The sequence below is a fragment of the Nocardia fodinahabitans genome (assembly GCF_052983615.1).
In genome coordinates, this window is the sequence record NZ_JBRJJC010000001.1 from 1856005 (window position 1) to 1872102 (window position 16098).

Below are 16098 nucleotides of genomic sequence, written 5' to 3' on the forward strand. Positions count from 1 at the left end.
TCGGACGGCGATATCGCGGCCCGACCGAACGTGTCGTAGATTACTGGCGAGTAGAACCCACTGGAAGGGCACTGATGCGAGAGTTCGAAGTTCCGGCTTCCTACACCATCCCGGACGATGCGAACAATTCCGACAACGTCTTCCGCTTCGCCGCGGAGGCGCCGAACACGGTGTTGTTCAACGTCCCGAACGGCAGCGGCGGCTGGAACGACGTCACGGCGAAGCAGTTCGAGCAGGCCGTCATCGGCGTCGCCAAGGGCCTCATCGCCTCGGGCATCGAGCTGGGCGACCGTGTCGCCATCATGGCAGCCACTCGCTATGAGTGGACGCTGCTGGACTTCGCGATCTGGGCCGCCGGTGGCGTCACCGTCGCGATCTACGACAGCTCGGCCGCCGAGCAGGCCAAGTGGATCCTGCAGGACTCCGAGACCAAGATCCTGGTCGTCGAGAACGACAAGCACCGCGCCACGATCGACGAGATCGAGGCCGGCTCGCTGCCCGCCCTCGCCGAGACCCTGCAGATCGACAAGGGCGCGGTCGACACGCTGACCGAGCGCGGCGCCGAGCTCGACGACTCCGTCGTGCACGAGCGTCGCAAGCAGGTCGGCGCGGCCTCCCCGGCCACCCTGATCTACACCTCGGGCACCACCGGCCGCCCCAAGGGCGTCCAGCTCACCCACGCGAACCTGTACGCGGAGTCGCGTTCGGGTGGCATCGAGCTGTCTGCCTTCGTCTCCGAGGGCCAGAAGACCCTGCTGTTCCTGCCGCTGGCGCACGTGTTCGCCCGCGCGGTCGCGCTGATCGCCTTCGATTCCAAGGTGACCATCCGCCACAGCTCGGACTGGTCGACGCTGGTCGAGCAGTTCGGCGAGTTCAAGCCGGACTTCATCCTCTCGGTGCCGCGCGTGTTCGAGAAGGTCTACAACTCGGCCAAGCAGAAGGCGCACGACGGCGGCAAGGGCAAGATCTTCGACGCCGCCGCCGAGACCGCCATCGCCTACAGCGAGGCGCTCGAAAAGGGCAGCCCCGACCTGGTGCTGAAGCTGAAGCACTTCGTCTTCGACAAGCTGGTCTACGGCAAGCTGCGTGCCGCGCTCGGTGGCCAGTGCCTGGCCGCGGTGTCCGGTGGCGGCCCGCTGGGCGCGCGCCTCGGTCACTTCTTCCGTGGCGTCGGCGTCACCATCTACGAGGGCTACGGTCTGACCGAGTCCACCGCCGCGTTCAGCGTGAACACCCCGCAGCACATCCGGGTCGGTTCGGTGGGCCGCCCGATCCAGGGCCACGCGGCCAAGATCGCCGAGGACGGCGAGCTGCTGCTCAAGGGCTCGGTCGTGTTCAACGGCTACTGGGGCAACGCCGAGGCCACCGACGAAGCGTTCGAGGACGGCTGGTTCAAGACCGGCGACCTGGGTGCCATCGACGCCGACGGCTTCATCACCATCACCGGCCGCAAGAAGGAGATCCTGGTCACCGCGGGCGGCAAGAACGTCTCCCCCGCCCTGCTCGAGGACTCCCTGCGCGCGCACCCGCTGATCAGCCAGGTCATGGTCGTCGGTGACGGCCAGCCCTTCATCGGCGCGCTCATCACCCTCGACCCGGAGGCACTGCCGGGCTGGAAGGAGCGCAACGGCGTCGCCGCCGACACCGCGATCGAGAGCCTGATCGAGGACCCGACGCTGGTCGCCGAGGTGCAGGCCGCGGTCGACGAGACCAACAAGAAGGTCTCCAAGGCCGAGGCGATCAAGAAGATCCGCATCCTCCCGGTCGACTGGACCCAGGAGGGTGGCGAGCTCACCCCGAAGATGTCGCTCAAGCGCGCCGTCGTCATGAAGCAGTACGCGGGCGAGGTCGACAAGATCTACTCGTAGTCCCCGTCTCGTCCGGCAGGCCGGTTGCGTTCGCGCAGCCGGCCTGTCGGCGTTTCAGGCGAGGACCGCCGACCTTTCCCGCAGGACGCGCAGCCCGGCCAGACCGACGACCACTGTTCGAGATCGCCGCCGATCTCGCTCGCCGGTGGCCGCCGTTCCGCCGTCACAGATCGGTCTCGTCGCACGCGACGTAGGCTCACCGATATGGCGTTCTTGCGGGTAGCGGCCGGAATCGCGGCGGCCGCGCTGGTCCTCGGCGTGGCCGAGCTGGTCGCGGTGTTCACCGGCACGGGCAGCGCGCCCGCGTACGCGCTCGGAGCGACCGTCGTCGACCACACGCCGGACGGCCTCCGTGAGTGGGCGATCCAGAGTTTCGGTCGCAACGACAAGGCCGTGCTGTTCGTGTGCATGGGCATCGTGGCGGTGGTGGTCGCCGGTCTGGCCGGCTGGCTCGGCGGGTCACCCGGCCGGTCGGATCGGTCACGTTCGCCGTCTTCGGCCTGATCGCGGCGGTCATCGGGGCCGGCCGAGTCGGCGGGTTCGGCGGCGCCCTTCCCGCGCTGATCGGCACTGCGGCAGGCATTCTCGCGTTGCGGGGGCTGACCCGGCGAATCGATGACGTGCCGGAGCCACTCACATCGACGGCAGCCGCGGGACGTGGCCACGGCGGGGCGCCCGAAGACGACACCGTGGGCGAGACAACGCTCCACGGCGGCGAATCGCCGGGCAAGCCGACCGTCGCCGACGACGCGATGCCAGGCGACACCGCGGGCGAGAAGGCGGTCGGCGGCGGCGCGACAGCGGGTCGGGACGCGATCGCGGCCGAGGAGTCGCGCGCGGCGGTGACCGCCGGGCGGCGGCGGGTGCTGGGTGGCATCGCCGCGACCGGGGTGATGGCGCTCGGAGCCGGGCTCGCGGGCCGGCTGCTCGGTGGGGCGCGCGGTGATGTGTCGGCGGAGCGAGCCACGGTCGAATTGCCCGGTCCCGCAACACCGCTGCCGGAGCTTCCCGCCGAGGCCGACCTGCGGGTTCCCGGGATCACGCCGTACCTCACCCCCGCCGACGAGTTCTACCGGATCGATACCGCGCTGATCGTTCCCCAGTTGTCCACCGCCGACTGGTCGCTGCGCATCCACGGCATGGTGGATCGCGAAATCCTGCTCACCTGGGACGATCTCGCGCGCCGGACCCCGGTGGAACACCTGGTGACGCTGGCCTGCGTGTCCAACCCGGTCAACGGCGACCTGATCGGCAACGCCCGCTGGCTCGGCTACCGCCTCGACGAACTGCTCGCCGAGGCGGGCCCCCACCCCGACGCCGACATGGTGCTCTCCCACAGCAAGGACGGCTGGACGGCGGGCAGTCCGCTGGCCGCGCTCACCGACGGCCGCGACGCGCTGCTGGCGATCGGAATGAACGGCGCGCCGCTGCCGACCCAGCACGGGTATCCGGCGCGACTGGTGGTGCCCGGTCTCTACGGCTACGTCTCGGCCACCAAGTGGGTCACCGAACTCGAGGTGACCCGCTTCGACAAGGCCACCGCCTACTGGACCCGGCGCGGCTGGTCGGCGCAGGGCCCGATCAAGACCGGCACCCGGATCGACACCCCGCGCGGCCGCGGCCGGATTCCGCAGGGCCGCACCACGATCGCCGGCGTCGCCTGGGCCCAGCAGCGCGGGATCACCGGCGTCGAGGTGCAGATCGACAACGGCGACTGGCGGCCCGCCCGGCTCTCGACCGAGGTCTCGATCGACACCTGGCGTCAGTGGGTCTACGACTGGGACGCCACCGCCGGTCAGCACACCATTCGCGCCCGCGCCATCGACAACACCGGGACACCGCAGACCGCGGTCGAGCAGGACGTCGTCCCGGACGGCGCGACCGGGTACCCGACTGTCACCCTCCAGGTCGCCTGATCGACCGGCTCGAACTTCGGTGGCCGGCACTTCCCGGCCCGACAGCGGCAAGGCCGGTCGCGCATTCGCGACCGGCCCTGCGCTACCTGTCGTTCAGAACCGCTGCGCCGCGAATTGTGCTGCGGTGAGGGTCATTCCATTGACGCTGTAGAGGGTGTGCAGGGCATTGGGCTGGCCGAGTGGGGAACCGTCGCAGATATTGTCCGCATCGATACACAGGTCGATGGTCTTGCCGGTGTAGGGCGCGCCGACGACGACGGCGGGCGCGCCCGCATCGGACAGGAACCGCTGCGACGGTTTACCGAACAGCGCGACCGCGGCGACGTGCTCGGCCACCTCGGGCGCCAGCGGCGCGGGCAGGTGCGACTGGTATTCCACCGGCACACCTTCGGGCACCCCGGTGCCGGTGGCGAACCCCGCCACCGCCGCACCCTGGGAGTATCCGCCGAGGACGATCCGGGTGGCCGGGCAGTTGGCGGCGATGTACTCGACCCGCCGCTGGGCGTCGTTGATGCCCCGCACCACGGTGCGCGCGAAGGCGAGCCGGTCGGCGAAGTCGCTGCTCGCGGGGTAGTCGACCCCGTAGGCACCGACCGAACGGCCACCGGAGTTCAGGCGCACCGCTTCGACGAAGGACGTCCCGGTGAGACCGAGCTCGCCGCCGGGCTCGGCCGTGCCGCGGGCGAACACCACCTCGATGTCGGAACACGACGCCGCGGTCGCGGAGTGGATGGGCGATACCAGCGGAATCGCGGCTGCCATGAGTGCTGCAGACACGAATCGCGAAAGAGAACGTGCTGTCATTCCGGGCAGACTACCGACCGCGGCGGCGCACCAACACCCCTGGTCACCGGCGCGCCGCCCGCAGAAGTCGGTCATGACCACCGACCGTGCGCTGACCGGCCCCGGTTCGCCGCCGACTCGACGGGAGGCAGCTGAACCTGCCGGGAAACGAGCGCTGCCCGTCTCGCGCGGGGCGAGGCGGGCAGCGGCCGAACGGTTCAGGATCCGGCGTCGGCCTTCGCCAGTTCGGGCTTCGGGGCGGCGCCCGATTCGCCGTGGGCGACGAACAGGGCCGAGGCGATCACGCCGACGATCAGTATCGCGGCGGGCAGCAGCATCGACTGGGCCAGCGAGGTGCTGAATTCGTCGAGGATCTGCGGCGGGAGCGGGCCGGTGGCCGTACCCTCGCCGACCGGGCCGCCACCGCCGAGTCCGTTGGCGGTCAGGCGGGCCGCGATCAACGCGCTGATCGCGGCGCTACCGAGTACCGAGCCGACCTGGCGGGTGGTGTTGTAGACACCGGCGCCCGCACCGGCCTGGGTGACCGGCAGGTTGTGCGTGGCCGTGGAGGCCAGCGGCGCCCAGATGCAGGCGTTGGCCAGACCGGCGACGGCCGCGGCGAGCAGGAACCAGATGATCTGCGAGTCCGGCGTCATCAGCGCGGCGAAGGCGAACGTCGAACCGGCGAACAGGACGAAACCGATGGTCGGTACCAGCCGCGGCGGCAGCCGGTCGGAGAACTTGCCGACGAACGGCGCCGCGAATCCGGTGACGATCGCCATCGGCGCGAACACCAGCGCCGAGACGGTCGGCGACATCTCGCGCACCGCCTGCAGATAGAAGTACGAGGGCACCATCATCGAGGTGACCGCGGCGCCCATCGCGGCGATGGCCAGGTTCGACAGCGAGAAGTTGCGGTCGCGGAACAGGCTCATCGGCACCAGCGGTTCGCCCCGGTTGCGGGCCTGGTTGATCACGAACGCGATCAGCATGAGCACACCGAACCCGATCAGCAGCCAGATCCGCAGCGACCAGTCCTGCGTGTTGCCCTCCTGGATGCCGAAGACCAGCGCCGTCATGCCGATACCGCTGAGCACCACGCCGACGACGTCGAACCGGTGGTCGCTGGTCGGCAGCGCGGGCACCAGCCACACGGCCAGACCGAACGCGATGATGCCGACCGGGACGTTGACGATGAAGATCCATTCCCAGCCCAGGTTGTCGACGAGCACGCCGCCCAGGATCGGGCCGACCAGCGTCGCGAGCCCGGCGACGCCGCCCCACAGACCCATCGCGGCACCGCGCTTGTCCGGCGGGAAGGTTCGGGTGATGACGGCCATCGTCTGCGGGGTCATCAGCGCGGCGCCGATGCCCTGCGCGGCGCGCGCGGCGATCAGCATGCCGATGGAACCGGACAGACCACACCACAGCGACGCGCCGGTGAAGATCGCCAGGCCGATCAGATAGATGTTCTTCGGGCCGTACTTGTCCCCGAGGCGGCCGGTGACCAGCAGCGGCACCGCGTAGGTGAGCAGGTAGGCGCTGGTCACCCAGATGACATTGGAGATGTCGGTGCTCAGTTCCTTCATGATCGCCGGGTTGGCGACCGCGACGATCGTCATGTCCAGCAGGATCATGAAGAACCCGACCACCAGCGCGAACAGCGCCAGCCACGGATTACGTTGGGTGGTCATCGAATTCGTTCCTATCGAAAGATGAGCTCGGGATCTCAGTCGCGGGCGGCGCCGGCCGCCCACCTGGGTCGTGGCGCGGCATCGAGGTGATCCCCCGGCGGCCATTCGTGGGTGGTCACGTTGTCGTGGGTGATGCGTTCGCCGGTGTCGGGATCGAATTTCTCCCACTCGATGGCGCCGCCGTCGAGGTCGGCGGCGAACCGCTCGATCCAGGTCAGTTCCGCCTGGCTCGTCGCCTGGATGTATTCGAGGACGAGCCAGTACCGGCGCGGGATCTCGTGGGCGCGGGCCCACCCGATCATGGCGTCGACATCGGCCAGCGCCTCGCCCAGCCGAACGGCCCGCTCGCCGAGCAGGGCGACGACCTGCTCGCTCGGCAGGGTGTGCGCCTCGGCGAGGGCGACCCGGAAGATCGGGAACTCCGGCACCGGGGTGCGCAGGAGATCGGTGATCCGCCCACGCAGCGCGTCGCGGCCGGTGTCGGTGATCCGGTAGGTCGTCCGTTCGGGCCGATTACCCTCCCGCTCGGTGCCTTCGGCGCGCACCAGCTCGTCGGCCGCCAGCCGGGCCACCACGTGATACAGCGAGCCCGGCCGCACCTTGACCAGCAGATCTTCCCGCCGGGCGATGAGCACTTGATACATCTCGTACGGATGCATGGGCCGCTCATCCAGCAACGCGAGAACGGCGATGGCCAACGGTGTCATCGCGTTCCGACCAGGCTGCCCCACAACCCTCACCTCCACCCCGCGCCGGAGCGCAGGTCCATGTTCCGCACCAAATATTCCAGTAGGAATATACGGAGCGGAACAGAAACTGACAAGAGTCCTCTTCGGCACACTGTGGGGATTGCTGCGTCGTCCTCGCCGTTGGACGGTCAGACCTGGTCAGCTGCTACGGTCGACCGGTGGAGGATGCCACCGCCAAGGGTGTTGAGATCTCCGTGCCGCTGGCCGATGAGCGTCGGCGGGTCGAGGATTTCATCACGCTGTTCTCGCTGCCGCACGTGGACTATGCGGCGCGTGTCTACCCGCAGTGGTCTGCTAAGGATGTGCTGGCCCACATCGTGTACTGGCATGAGAGCTTCGCGAGGAACATCGAGGCATTGGCGCTGGGGCATAAGCCGAGTCCCCCGAAGTGGTCGTTACGGGAGACCAATCAGATCAGTGTCGAGGAAAACCGCTCAGTGTCCAAGGCTGCCCTCTTGCGCAGACTTCGGGCAGCTCAATCCACGATTGAGCGCCATATCGGCAACGAGGACATCGGCCTGATCCCGTACCGACGCGGATCACGCCCTTACAGCCGTGCGGAACACCTCGGGGTCGTGGCAGGACATATCCGCGACCACCACTGGCACGTCGTACGCTCCCTGATCACCCGCGCCACCGTATAGCCTGGCCTGTCGGGGTGACGAGCCGATCGTCACCGAAGGGCCGAAGGCCTGCCATCGCAAGGTCGAGGCGCGGCCGCTTCTGTGAACCGACCCGCCGTCGCAACCCACTGGCCGGGTGATTCAGCCACCCCTCCGATCGCGTTCCCAGACGAGTGCGCCGCCACGCAGCAGCGGAGTCGCGCCCAAGAACGGCGTGCCGTTGTCGAGACTTTCAGCGAGAGCTTCGAACATCTCGGACAGGGAGTTCCACAGCACCCGCTCAGCGGCACCCGTGGCGCTGTATTCGCCGACGCACCCCGAAAGTTCGCCGACGCGAGTATCGACGAACAACGTCGATCCATCGCGGTCGGCAATGGGCAGATAGGACGGGAGAAACAGTTCGCACGGCGTGCCCGCTGGGTCGGCGGAGAAGACCACCGGGTCGTATTCGGCTGCATACTCCGGAATTCGGGCTCGTTGGTCGGCGATGATGTCGAGCCACATGGCCCAGACCTCCCGCGCACGGCCTGCCGTCAACAGGTCGTGCGCGGGAAGGTGGATCAACTGCGGCTCACCGAGCCGGGTGAACACCGCGACCAGGTCGGCGGGCAGGCGATTCGACCATTCCCCGTGCACCACAATCGGATCGATGTCGGCGGCCGGGGCGACCGCATCGCCACCGAACGCCGAGACGGACCAGTGCTGGATGCGGGTCAGGTGTGTGTCCAGGTCTGTCGAGGGAACGGACACTGCCGGTGGCGATCGCGGTGACCGGTGCGGATATCGCTTCGGCGGCTCCGGTCGCGCCGGTGGTCTCGAGCATCGAGCGCACCACGAGCTATGACGGGCACGCGATCACGTTCGTCGACGATCGGACGATGACGATCGACGGTCACACCGTCACCGTCGACGACCAGCATGTCATCAGGGTCGATGACCGTCCGGTGTCGTTCCGCACCGTCGCGACGCCGGCCGAGGCGCTCATGTCCATCGACGCGCCGCTCGCCGATCCCGACAAGGTGGGAACCGGCGCGCTGGTCGGCGCCGGCGTCGGTGCCGCGGCGGCCGGTATTCCCGCCGCCATCGTCGGTGCCGTCCCCGGTGCCGTGGTCGGCGGTGTGATCGGTGCGGGCGCGGGATTCCTGATCGGCATCGGCACCGTCGCGGCGGGCGTGCTGATCAGCTCGATGGTCGGCTGTGTCACCACGGGCTGCGTGATCGATGTGCCGATCTTCCTCGCGGGCCTGGCCGCGGAGGCCGTGATCGCGGCTCCGTCCATCGCCGTCGGCGCGGCTCTCGGTGTCGCCGTCGGCGCTGCCATCGGAGCGGGCATCGCCGGGTTGCCCGCGGCCGGCATCGGCGGCCTCGTCGGTGCCGGAATCGGCGCGGCCGCGGTCACGCTGAACCCGCAGCTGGTGCCCTGATCCCACTCGGACACATCGAAACCCGTCCCGGAATCTCCGGGACGGGTTTCGTCGTCAGCGATGCGCCACGCCCGAGGCGGGTTTCGTGGTGCTGAAGAAGCTCGGGAGCGGTGAGTACTCGTGCAAGAACGTCGCGGGGGTGACTTACACCTACTACGAGGACTCGACGCAGATCTGTCTCGGCGACAAGGGCGCTGATCCCGCGCAGGCGGTCAATGCCGCGCAGCAGGGCGATTGCGTCACCGACTCCTCGGACAGTGCGCGCAAGCTGCCGTGCACCGACCCGGCGGCGGTGTACAAGGTGCTCGATCGCCAGGAAGGCGGGCTGGCGAACTTCGCCTGTGACAGCGTGACCGGCACCGAGGTGACCTACACCTGGGAGCTGAAAACGGTCGGCACCAGCAAGATGCCCAAGCTCGGCCCCGACCTGATCTTCTGCCTGGCGCACAAGGATGTCGACACCACGCGCTCGCTGGAGAACGCGAAGGCCGGTGACTGCCTGCGCCCGACCACGATCACCCCGAACCTCGAGATCGCCGACTGCGGCAGCGGCGACGCGAAGTACCGCATCCTGAGGGTCGCCGCCAGCTCCACCCAGTGCGCGAACGTCGCGGGCGCGACCTCGTCGTTCACCTACACCCCCGGCGGCATCCCGATCCCCCGCGTCTTCTGCGTGGCCGACATCTAGAGACCGTGGGCGTCCAGCCAGGTGCGGGCGGCGGCGGCCGGGTCGGTGCCTGCCTCCACCTGGTGGACGAGGTCGGCCAGGCCCTCGGTGGTGAGTTCGCCCGCTACGTAGTTGAGTTTCTTCAGCTGGATGCGGTCGAAGTGGCCGGAGCGGTAGAGGGCCAGGATGTTCTGGGCGCGCAGGGCGTATTTCGGGTCGTCGAGGACGATCAGGCCCGCCGACGTCGCATCATCGGGCGGGCCGTTGACGATGCCCACCTGGATTTCGCCGTCCCGCAGGGCTTTTCGGAGTGCTTGCGGGTCCGGGTAGTGGGTGGTCGCGGCGAAGGCGCAGCCGGAGATCGTGGCCGGGGACGGGGTGGTGCGGGTGAAGCCGGGCAGTTCGGTGTAGCCGGCGGTGAGGTCGGCGCAGCGCGGGGTCAGGGCGGCGAGCGCGCGGATGCCGTCGCGGGCGGCGAACTCCTCGGTGACCAGGAGGCGCGAACGCAGGTCGGTGCCGTCGGCGGCGTCGGCGGCCGACAGGCCCTGCGGGAGCGACGCGTTGACCGCAGCCACCACGTCCTCGGGGGTGCGGGCCGGGGCGGCCGGGTTCCAGCGGTCGAGCAGCGCGCCGTCGCGGGCGGGCAGGACCGCGATGCGGCCCGCGTCGAGGTCGGCCGACGGGTTCGCCGAGTCACGTACGACGGCGGTCGCGGTGCCGGTGCGGGCCAGCGCCTGGGCATAGATCTCGGCGAGCACAATTGATTCCGCCGAGGAATCCGCACCCACCCCGACCACCGCACGCGGCTCGTCGCCCGCACACGAAACAGTGGCGAAAGCCCAGGTGGTGACCAGTAGCGCAGCCAGCTTCCGGCGCACCGCTCGCGACACCATCCGGCGACACCAACTTCCTGTATTTGCGGTCAACCCACGCAATTCGGCGCGACGCGGGCAGTATGAACTACCAGAATGTACCTGCGGCCCCCGGGTCGCATGCACAGCGCACTGCCCGCCTTTGCCGGAAGGACACCAGTGAAAACCGCGTTCGCCTCCTCTTCGCACGGACAACGTCGACCGGCACGCCGCCTCGCGGTTCGGGCGGGCCGGGTGCTGGCAGCCGCAGTCGCGCTGGCCGCCGCCATGATCGTCGCCGCCTGCGGCAACTCCGACCCACTGGCCGCCAAGGGCGATTGCGCCAGCGACGCGCTGATCATCGGTTCGGCCAATTTCCCCGAGTCCGAGACCGTGGCCAACATCTACACCGAGGTCCTGCGGATCAACGGTTTCAAAGTCGACACGAAGTTCAACATCGGCAGCCGCGAGGCCTATATCCCCGCCTTACGCCAGTGCGCGATCTCGCTGATCCCGGAATACACCGGCAACCTGCTGCAGTATCTGGACTCCGACGCCACCGCCACCTCCGAGGCCGACGTGAACGCGGCACTGACCGCGGCGCTGGGCACCGACCTGGCCATCGCGACGCCCGCCCCCGGGCAGGATTCCGACGCCGTGGTCGTCACCCGCGCGACCGCCGACCGGTGGAACCTGCAGAGCATCGCCGACCTCGCACCGCATTCGGCCGAGGTGACATTCGGCGCGCCCGCGGAATTCGCGCAGCGGCCCGGCGGGCTGCCCGGTCTGGAAAAGAACTACGGACTCGACATCAGCGACGCGAATTTCGTGCCGATCGCCGACGGCGGTGGTCCGGCGACGGTGCGCGCGCTGGTCGAGGGCCAGGTCACCGCGGCCGATATCTTCACCACCTCGCCGGCCATCGCGCAGAACAACCTGGTCGTACTGACCGATCCGAAGAACAATTTCGCGGCCCAGAACGTGGTGCCGCTGTTCAATGCCGCCAAGAAGACCGACAAGGCGGTGGCCGTGCTCGATGCCGTGTCGGCCAAACTCACCACCACCGAACTGATCTCGCTCAACACCGCGGTTTCCGGCGATGCCAAGATCGAACCGAAGGCCGCCGCGCTCGCCTGGATCACCGCGCAGGGACTCGACTCCCCGATCGGCTAGGCAGGCGCCCACTAGGAGAATCCGTGTCCGACATCGAATTTCGCGGCATCGACAAAACCTATCCGGACGGAACACAGGCGGTTCGCGACCTGAATCTGCGGATCGAATCGGGCTCGTTCACCGTTTTCGTCGGTCCGTCCGGCTGCGGCAAGACGACCTCGATGCGGATGATCAACCGGATGGTGACGCCGAGCGCGGGCAGTATCACCATCGACGGCCGCGATATCGCGACGGTCGATCCGGTGAAACTGCGCCTCGGCATCGGCTACGTGATCCAAAGCGGTGGCCTGCTGCCCAATCGCAAGGTGATCGACAATGTGGCGACCGTGCCGATGCTGCTCGGTGCCTCCCGCAAGTCCGCGCGGGCCGCGGCGCTGGACGTCCTCGACCGGGTCGGCCTGGATCGCGGTCTGGCCGACCGGTATCCGGCGCAGCTCTCCGGCGGTCAGCAGCAGCGGGTCGGGGTGGCGCGGGCGCTGGCGGCCGACCCGCCGGTGCTGCTGATGGACGAGCCGTTCAGCGCCGTCGACCCGGTGGTGCGGGCGGAGTTGCAGGTCGAGATGCAGCGGCTGCAGGCCGAACTGCACAAGACGATCGTGTTCGTCACCCACGACATCGACGAGGCGATCACCCTCGGCGACAAGATCGCGGTGTTCGGGCGCGGCGGGGTGCTGCAGCAGTTCGACGCGCCCGAGCGGGTCCTCGCCCGGCCCGCCACCGACTTCGTCGCCGGGTTCGTCGGACGAGATCGCGGCTATCGCGCGCTGTCGTTCCGCACCGCCGATGCCCTTGCGCCGACGCCGATCCGGACCGTCGAGGCCGACGGGGTCGCCGGGCTCCGGCTGGCGCAGGGCGAGTGGGCGCTGGTGGTCGACGCCGACGGCAAGCCCGGCGGCTGGGTGGACGTCACCGGGGTGGAAGCCGTCCGCGCCGGAAGACCGCTGGCCGACAGCGTGTCCGCGGGCGGCTCGCTGTTCACGCCGGATGGTGACCTGCGCCAGGCCCTGGACGCCGCGATCTCCTCGCCGTCGGGCATCGGGGTGGCCGTCGACGACACCGGCGCCGTCCGCGGCGGACTGCTGGCCACCGACGTGCTCACCCAGCTCGCCGAGCAGCGCGGCATCGAGGACGCGGAACGGAACCGGGAGTTCTTCGACCAGGACCTCACGTGCGATACCTGATCGACAACTTCGCCGAGATCATGGCGATCACCCGCACCCACCTCGTGCTCGCGCTGGTACCGCTGCTGCTCGGGCTGGTCATCGCGATCCCGGTCGGCGCGATGATCCGGGGCGCCGGGTGGGCCAGGAAGATCACCACGACGGTGTCGAGCCTGGCCTACACGATCCCCTCGCTGGCGCTGTTCGTGATCATTCCGCCGCTGGTCGGGATCTCGGCCATCGACCCGCTCAACGTGATCATCGCGCTCACCGTGTACTCCACGGCGCTGCTGCTGATCGCGGTGCCGACCGCGCTGGACACGGTGCCCGCCGCGGTGATCGACGCCGCCGACGCGATCGGGTTCGGCCGGCTGCGCCGCACTCTCACCGTCGACATGCCGCTGGCGCTGCCGGTGTTCGTCTCGACGCTGCGCGTCGTGGTGGTCACCAATATCGCGATGGTGTCGGTGGGCGCGCTGATCGGGGTGGGCGGGCTCGGCAAGCTGTTCACCCAGGGCTATCAGCGCGACTATCCGGATCAGATCGTGGCGGGCATCATCGTCACGCTCGTGCTCGCGCTGATCTTCGACCGGCTGGTGTTCCTGCTCGGCCGGATCGCCACCCCGTGGACCCGCGCCGACGTGCGCGTCGACCGGAAAGGGGTGCGCTCGTGAATCTCTTCATCGACGCCTGGCACTACCTGAGCGACGGCGCGAACTGGGGCGGCCCGGCCGGGATCGAAACCCGTCTGCTGCAACATCTCTGGTACAGCTTCCTGGCCGTCGCGCTGTCGGCGGTGATCGCGGTGCCGCTGGGTCTGGTCATCGGGCACACCCGGCGGGGCAGCGCACTGCTGGTCGGCTTCGCCAATGCCATGCGCGCGTTGCCGACGCTGGGTCTGCTCACCTTCCTGGTGCTGCTGCTCGGGCTCGGGCTGATCCCGCCGCTGCTGGCGCTGATCACCGTCGGGATCCCGCCGCTGCTGGCGGGCGCCTACGCGGGCATCGCGAATGTTCCCGCCGATGTCGTCGACGCCTCGCGCGCGATGGGGATGACCGAGCCGCAGATCCTGTTCCGGGTGGAGATCCCGAACGCGCTGCCGGTGATGCTGGGCGGGTTGCGCGCCGCCACTCTGCAGGTGGTGGCCACCGCGACCATCGCCGCCTACGTCAACCTGGGCGGGCTCGGCCGCTACATCTTCGACGGCATCGGCCTCTACCGCTACGACCTGGTCCTGGTCGGCGCGCTGCTGGTGGCGGTGCTGGCGCTGGTGCTGGACGCGATTCTGGCCGCGGCGGTCTGGGTCAGCGCGCCGGGCACCGGGCGGCTGGCGCGCGGGACCGTTGTCGGCACCGACGCGACGTTGGTCACGGAGTAGTTCCGGCCGAGCAGCGCGGGTCACCGCCGGCTCCCGGAGGCCGCGTATCCGTGGGACCGCTGACTCAGTCGTCGCCGAGCAGCGCCCGCAAGTGCGGGTCGGCCGCCAGCACCTGCTGCATCCGTGCGCGTTCCTGCACCCGGTGGGCCCGCGACTGGAGCCACTCCTGAACAGCCGTCACGACGGCCGCGTTCATCGACAGTCCATCGGCATCGGCGGCCGCGGCGAGCTGTTTGTGCACCTCGTCAGGGAGCTGCACGGAGAGGGTGGTCATCACCCGATGATCCCAGACAACGCGAGAGCGCCCCGTTCCGGGGAACGGGGCGCTCTCGGCTGATCACCGGGTGACTAAGCGACGCCCTCGGCGCGGGCGGCCTCGGCCACGGCCTCGGCGACGGCCGGAGCCACGCGCGGGTCCAGCGGGCTGGGGATGATCCGGTCGACGGCCAGCTCGTCGGCGACCACGCCGAAGATCGCGTTGGCCGCAGCGACCTTCATTCCCTCGGTGATCCGGCGGGCACCGGCATCGAGCGCACCCTTGAACACACCGGGGAAGGCGAGCACGTTGTTGATCTGGTTCGGGTAGTCGCTGCGGCCCGTCGCCACGATGGCGGCGTACTTGGCGGCCACCTCGGGGTGGATCTCCGGGTCCGGGTTCGACATGGCGAACACGATCGACTCCGGCGCCATCGAGGCGATGAGCTCCTCGGCGATGGTGCCCGCGGACAGGCCGAGGAACACGTCGGCACCGGCGAGGGCCTCGGCGGCGCTGCCGGTCAGGCCACGCGGGTTGCTGCGGGCGGCCAGGTCGGCCTTCACCCCGTTGAGTCCGTCACGACCGGTGCTCACGATGCCCTTGGAGTCGAGCACGACCACGTCGGGGATACCGGCGGCGAGCAGGATGTTCGCACAGGCCACACCGGCCGCACCGGCACCGGACACCACGACCTTGAGCGCCGACATGTCGCGGCCCTGCTGCGCGGCCGCGCCCTTGAGGGCGGCCAGCACCACGATGGCGGTGCCATGCTGGTCGTCGTGCATGACGGGGCAGTCCAGAGCCTCGATGACCCGACGCTCGATCTCGAAGCAGCGCGGCGCCGAGATGTCCTCGAGGTTGACCGCGCCGAAGCTCGGGCGCAGGTGGATCAGGGTCTGGACGATCTCGTCCGGATCGGTGGTGTCGAGCACCAGCGGGATCGAGTTCAGGCCGGCGAACTTCTTGAACAGCGCGGCCTTGCCCTCCATGACGGGCAGCGAGGCGCGCGGGCCGATGTCGCCGAGGCCGAGCACGGCGGTGCCGTCGCTGACCACGACCACGAGGCGGTCGGTCCAGGTGTAGGTCTTGGTGAGCGCCGCGTCCTCCGCGATCGCCCGGCTGACCTGGGCGACACCGGGGGTGTAGGCGATCGACAGGTCGCGCTGGGTCTCGAGCGGGGCGCTGAGCTCGACCGACAGCTTGCCACCGAGGTGACCCGCGAAGATCTCGTCTTGGGTGATGGCAGCAAGGCTCGCTGCGTCATCGGCCTTGGGCGCCGCGGTGGCATTCGGTGCGTCAGTCACAGGTGACACGATTTCACTCCTGCTCGAGTCGGACTCAACCGGGGGACGGTTACCGCCGGGTATATCGGGATTACGGAATTGCATGACGCTCATAGGGTGCGCAGCCAGGGCGAACACCGGAGAAAACCGGTCGCGTGGCGCGGCACTGATCCGCCGAGCGGAGCCGGACGGGTGGTCCGGTCGGACAAACGGGTCGACCCTCGGCCGCGACGGTGCGTCGCGGGGCGGAAGGTCGCCATGGTCCCCGAACCC

General features: G+C 69.3%; 17 protein-coding genes. 10 read left to right on the forward strand and 7 right to left on the reverse strand.

Annotation, left to right across the window (positions count from 1 at the left end; translation table 11 throughout):
- Nucleotides 1–74: 74 nt before the first annotated feature.
- The 3 genes from NV348_RS08570 (at nt 75) to NV348_RS08580 (ending at nt 3784) form a co-directional block, all read left to right on the forward strand.
- Entirely contained in the window at nt 75–1868 is a 1794-nt protein-coding gene (locus NV348_RS08570; RefSeq protein WP_447146544.1) for an AMP-dependent synthetase/ligase, read from the forward strand.
- Nucleotides 1869–2072: 204 nt separating this feature from the next.
- Entirely contained in the window at nt 2073–2372 is a 300-nt protein-coding gene (locus NV348_RS08575) for a hypothetical protein (RefSeq protein WP_447146545.1), read from the forward strand.
- A gap of 185 nt (nt 2373–2557) precedes the next feature.
- Complete coding sequence (locus NV348_RS08580; RefSeq protein ID WP_447146546.1) at nt 2558–3784, forward strand: molybdopterin-dependent oxidoreductase; 1227 nt, start codon at nt 2558–2560, stop codon at nt 3782–3784.
- A gap of 93 nt (nt 3785–3877) precedes the next feature.
- Here the strand turns inward: NV348_RS08580 and NV348_RS08585 are convergent, their stop codons facing one another.
- The 3 genes from NV348_RS08585 to NV348_RS08595 all read right to left on the reverse strand — a co-directional run bounded on the left by NV348_RS08585 (nt 3878) and on the right by NV348_RS08595 (nt 6968).
- On the reverse strand, nt 3878–4561 hold the full coding sequence (locus NV348_RS08585) for a cutinase family protein (RefSeq protein ID WP_447146547.1): 684 nt from the start codon (nt 4559–4561) through the stop codon (nt 3878–3880).
- Between the two features lie 224 nt (nt 4562–4785).
- Complete coding sequence (locus NV348_RS08590; protein WP_447146548.1) at nt 4786–6261, reverse strand: DHA2 family efflux MFS transporter permease subunit; 1476 nt, start codon at nt 6259–6261, stop codon at nt 4786–4788.
- Nucleotides 6262–6296: 35 nt separating this feature from the next.
- Entirely contained in the window at nt 6297–6968 is a 672-nt protein-coding gene (locus NV348_RS08595) for a PadR family transcriptional regulator (RefSeq protein WP_447146549.1), read from the reverse strand.
- Between the two features lie 200 nt (nt 6969–7168).
- Here NV348_RS08595 and NV348_RS08600 point away from each other — a divergent pair, with 200 nt between their 5' ends.
- The gene (locus NV348_RS08600; RefSeq protein WP_447146550.1) at nt 7169–7654 is read left to right on the forward strand and encodes a maleylpyruvate isomerase N-terminal domain-containing protein; all 486 of its coding nucleotides are present in this window, start codon (nt 7169–7171) and stop codon (nt 7652–7654) included.
- Nucleotides 7655–7774: 120 nt separating this feature from the next.
- Here NV348_RS08600 and NV348_RS08605 read toward each other — a convergent pair whose 3' ends face one another.
- Nucleotides 7775–8383: an SMI1/KNR4 family protein gene (locus NV348_RS08605; protein WP_447146551.1), complete on the reverse strand. Its 609-nt coding sequence runs from the start codon at nt 8381–8383 to the stop codon at nt 7775–7777.
- A gap of 5 nt (nt 8384–8388) precedes the next feature.
- Between NV348_RS08605 and NV348_RS08610 the strand changes: the two genes are divergently transcribed.
- Both NV348_RS08610 and NV348_RS08615 read left to right on the forward strand, forming a co-directional pair.
- The gene (locus NV348_RS08610; protein ID WP_447146552.1) at nt 8389–9057 is read left to right on the forward strand and encodes a hypothetical protein; all 669 of its coding nucleotides are present in this window, start codon (nt 8389–8391) and stop codon (nt 9055–9057) included.
- A gap of 85 nt (nt 9058–9142) precedes the next feature.
- Nucleotides 9143–9745, forward strand: a complete 603-nt coding sequence (locus NV348_RS08615; protein WP_447146553.1) for an LppU/SCO3897 family protein — start codon at nt 9143–9145, stop codon at nt 9743–9745.
- Here NV348_RS08615 and NV348_RS08620 read toward each other — a convergent pair.
- Complete coding sequence (locus NV348_RS08620; RefSeq protein WP_447146554.1) at nt 9742–10617, reverse strand: glycine betaine ABC transporter substrate-binding protein; 876 nt, start codon at nt 10615–10617, stop codon at nt 9742–9744. The two genes, NV348_RS08615 and NV348_RS08620, sit on opposite strands and share 4 nt — an antisense overlap.
- Before the next feature lie 246 nt (nt 10618–10863).
- Between NV348_RS08620 and NV348_RS08625 the strand changes: the two genes are divergently transcribed.
- Genes NV348_RS08625 through NV348_RS08640 form a run of 4 tightly spaced genes read left to right on the forward strand, consistent with a single transcriptional unit; the run spans nt 10864 to nt 14286 of the window.
- The gene (locus tag NV348_RS08625) at nt 10864–11748 is read left to right on the forward strand and encodes an ABC transporter substrate-binding protein (RefSeq protein WP_447150983.1); all 885 of its coding nucleotides are present in this window, start codon (nt 10864–10866) and stop codon (nt 11746–11748) included.
- Nucleotides 11749–11771: 23 nt separating this feature from the next.
- Complete coding sequence (locus NV348_RS08630) at nt 11772–12929, forward strand: ABC transporter ATP-binding protein (RefSeq protein WP_447146555.1); 1158 nt, start codon at nt 11772–11774, stop codon at nt 12927–12929.
- Nucleotides 12917–13582: an ABC transporter permease gene (locus NV348_RS08635; RefSeq protein ID WP_447146556.1), complete on the forward strand. Its 666-nt coding sequence runs from the start codon at nt 12917–12919 to the stop codon at nt 13580–13582. Before NV348_RS08630 ends, NV348_RS08635 begins: the two co-directional genes overlap by 13 nt.
- Nucleotides 13579–14286: an ABC transporter permease gene (locus NV348_RS08640; protein ID WP_447146557.1), complete on the forward strand. Its 708-nt coding sequence runs from the start codon at nt 13579–13581 to the stop codon at nt 14284–14286. Before NV348_RS08635 ends, NV348_RS08640 begins: the two co-directional genes overlap by 4 nt.
- A gap of 64 nt (nt 14287–14350) precedes the next feature.
- On the opposite strand, the gene NV348_RS08645 is transcribed toward NV348_RS08640, so the two are convergent.
- Complete coding sequence (locus NV348_RS08645) at nt 14351–14560, reverse strand: toxin-antitoxin system HicB family antitoxin (protein ID WP_447146558.1); 210 nt, start codon at nt 14558–14560, stop codon at nt 14351–14353.
- Between the two features lie 74 nt (nt 14561–14634).
- Nucleotides 14635–15855: an NAD(P)-dependent malic enzyme gene (locus NV348_RS08650; RefSeq protein WP_447146559.1), complete on the reverse strand. Its 1221-nt coding sequence runs from the start codon at nt 15853–15855 to the stop codon at nt 14635–14637.
- Nucleotides 15856–16098: the final 243 nt, after the last annotated feature.

Excerpts from the sequence above, each read along its gene's own strand:
- NV348_RS08570 (WP_447146544.1), top strand. The coding sequence starts at position 75 with ATGCGAGAGTTCGAAGTTCCGGCTTCCTACACCATCCCGGACGATGCG.
- NV348_RS08575 (WP_447146545.1), top strand. The coding sequence starts at position 2,073 with ATGGCGTTCTTGCGGGTAGCGGCCGGAATCGCGGCGGCCGCGCTGGTC.
- NV348_RS08590 (WP_447146548.1), bottom strand. The coding sequence starts at position 6,261 with ATGACCACCCAACGTAATCCGTGGCTGGCGCTGTTCGCGCTGGTGGTC.
- NV348_RS08595 (WP_447146549.1), bottom strand. The coding sequence starts at position 6,968 with ATGACACCGTTGGCCATCGCCGTTCTCGCGTTGCTGGATGAGCGGCCC.
- NV348_RS08620 (WP_447146554.1), bottom strand. The coding sequence starts at position 10,617 with ATGGTGTCGCGAGCGGTGCGCCGGAAGCTGGCTGCGCTACTGGTCACC.
- NV348_RS08625 (WP_447150983.1), top strand. The coding sequence starts at position 10,864 with ATGATCGTCGCCGCCTGCGGCAACTCCGACCCACTGGCCGCCAAGGGC.
- NV348_RS08645 (WP_447146558.1), bottom strand. The coding sequence starts at position 14,560 with ATGACCACCCTCTCCGTGCAGCTCCCTGACGAGGTGCACAAACAGCTC.